Here is a 2,193-nt window from a genome sequence, read left to right as displayed (position 1 = left end):
GGGCGATCGGGCCCCGGGGGGCCCCCTTCCCACGTCTGGTCTTGCTCGGATTGTCATTCGGCCTTCACCTCGATCTGCCGGCGCTGCTCCGCGTGCACCTTGGGCAGGGTCAGGGTGAGGATGCCGTCCTTCAGGGTGGCGCTCACGCCTTCCGTGCGCACCTCGCCGGGCAGCGGGATCGTCCGCTCGAAGGCGCCCGTGCTGCTCTCACGGCACACGTAGCACGCGCCCTCCTCCAGGTGCTCTCCGGTCTTCTCCCCCCGCAGGCTCACCGAACTCTCGCCCACGTCCACGTGCAGGTCTTCTCGTCGGTAGCCCGGTACCTCGGCCCGGAGCACGAACTCGGTGCCCCGATCGGTCACGTCCACCCGCGGCGAGGCCTCCCACTCGCTCCAGTCGTGCCGGAACCTCATGGGCACGCGGCTGGACCAATCGCCCAGGAAGTCGTCGAAGAGCCGGTCCATCTCGCGGCTCACCCTGCTGAGGGGCTCGAACGACCGTTCTCTCGGAATCAGACTCAGGCTCGTCATGACACCCACCTCCGTTTCCGGTCAGGAGCCGCCCCCCGCTCGGCTGGTTGGAAACCACGGGGCGAAAGTAACCATCCCCGGGCGGTCGTCAAGCGGCCCAACAGCTTGGATTCGTAGCGGAAAGCAGGTGGGCTGCCGGTTCAGGGCAGGGGCGCATCGGCGAAGCGCAGCTCCCGGTCGCCCAGGGGTGCGAAGAACGCGGCGACCTCCTCGTCGGTCACGCCTGCCAGGCGCGGCGGGTCCCAGCGGGGACGGTGGTCCCGATCCACCAGGGCCGCCCGGACGCCTTCGCAGAAGTCGTGGGACGCCACGAACCGCTGGCTCAGGCGGTACTCGACGACCAGATCTTCCTCGAGGGAGCGCGCCCCCCCTTCGTCCAGGAGGCGGCAGGTGACCCGCACACTGGTGGGGGACTTGGCGGCCAGGGCTTCCAGGGTCTCTCGTGCCCATGGGGTGGCCAGACGGGCCAGGGCCGCGAGGGTTGCTTCGGGGGAGGCTGCGCCGAAGCAGGCGTCGATGGCGGGCCGCAGGGCGTCCAGGGGTGCCGGACCCGGATCCGCCGCGTGGAAGTCCAGGACCCGGGTGACGATTTCCCCCGGGTCGTCGTCCCCCTCCCAGGAAGCCCCCGCCAACGCGGCTTCCAGGGCCTCGAGCCGCTGGGACGGCACAAAATGGGTGGCGATGCCCGCGGCCAGGACATCGGCGGGTCCCAGTGTTGCTCCCGTAAGCGCCAGGTACCGACCCAGGGCTCCCGGCAGCCGCGGCAAAAACCAGCCCCCGCCCACGTCGGGGAAGAACCCGATGCCGGTCTCGGACATCGCCCACCGGGTGCGTTCGGTGACGACCCGGTGGGAGCCGTAGATGGAGAGCCCCACGCCCCCGCCCATGGTGATGCCGTCCATGAGGGGAACCCAGGGCTTCGGGAACCGGTGGATCGCCCGGTTGAGGCGGTACTCCTCGGCGAAGAAGTCCTGGGTGGCGGAGGCGTTTCCGCAGTCCCGCGCCGTGCAGACACCCCGGATGTCTCCGCCCGCGCAAAACGCCCGGGGCCCGGCTCCCTTGAGCACCACCGCCCGCACGCTCGGGTCTTGCGCCCAGTCTGCGGCGGCGGCCGCGAGATCCCGGATCATCCCCAGGTCCAGGGCGTTCAGGGCCCCCGGGCGGTCCAGCACGGCGACCGCCAGGGGGCCTCGCCGCTCCAGGCGGAGGTGGGATGGGGAAGCCACGCGCACCATCCTCGCGGCCATCGCTCCGGGGGCTCTCCGGCGCTACTCCACGGTGACCTGGGCGTCCTCGACGATGACCCCGTACTTGTACCCGAACCCGAAGTCCTTGTCGATGGCGAGCCTTCCGCGCACGAGCACGGTATCGCCCACCCGGGCCTCCGCGTTCGTGGTGACGGTGAGGTCGTTGATTCCGGCCTCGCCCGTCCCGTCCTGCACGTGGAGCCAGTTCTTGCCCATGATCCCCGTGTTGTACTTGACGACCTTGCCCCGGAAGAGGACTTCCTTTCCCGCGAGATCGGCCTTGGCCAGGAAGATCTCCTGGAGGGTGCTGCCGCCCGGGGCCTTCTTCACGCCGGCGATGGGGACGGACGCGCTCTGGGGGCTCGGGTGGCCCGCCGGCCTGCCCGCGGGGGGCTCCCCGGCAGGGGGCGCGGCGG

3 protein-coding genes are annotated in these 2,193 nt (G+C 71.0%); all 3 read right to left on the bottom strand.

Translation table 11 applies throughout. From position 1 onward, the window contains the following. Positions 1–53: 53 nt before the first annotated feature. A complete protein-coding gene (locus tag AB1578_20545) occupies positions 54–530 on the bottom strand; it encodes an Hsp20/alpha crystallin family protein (GenBank protein ID MEW6490285.1) in 477 nt (158 codons plus the stop codon). 140 nt (positions 531–670) lie between these two features. After that, positions 671–1,756: an enoyl-CoA hydratase/isomerase family protein gene (locus AB1578_20540; GenBank protein ID MEW6490284.1), complete on the bottom strand. Its 1,086-nt coding sequence runs from the start codon at positions 1,754–1,756 to the stop codon at positions 671–673. 42 nt (positions 1,757–1,798) lie between these two features. After that, a partial coding sequence (locus AB1578_20535; protein ID MEW6490283.1) for a nucleotide-binding protein occupies positions 1,799–2,193 on the bottom strand: 395 nt, incomplete at its 5' end.

It is taken from the genome of Thermodesulfobacteriota bacterium (assembly GCA_040756475.1).
In the GTDB taxonomy this organism is placed as follows: domain Bacteria; phylum Desulfobacterota; class Deferrisomatia; order Deferrisomatales; family JACRMM01; genus JBFLZB01.
The sequence above is the reverse complement of the archived record's forward strand: the minus strand, read 5'-3'. Positions and strand labels throughout refer to the sequence as shown.

What these genes read in the sequence shown, in the direction of transcription:
- AB1578_20545 (MEW6490285.1), bottom strand. Translation starts at nt 530, where the DNA reads ATGACGAGCCTGAGTCTGATTCCGAGAGAACGGTCGTTCGAGCCCCTC.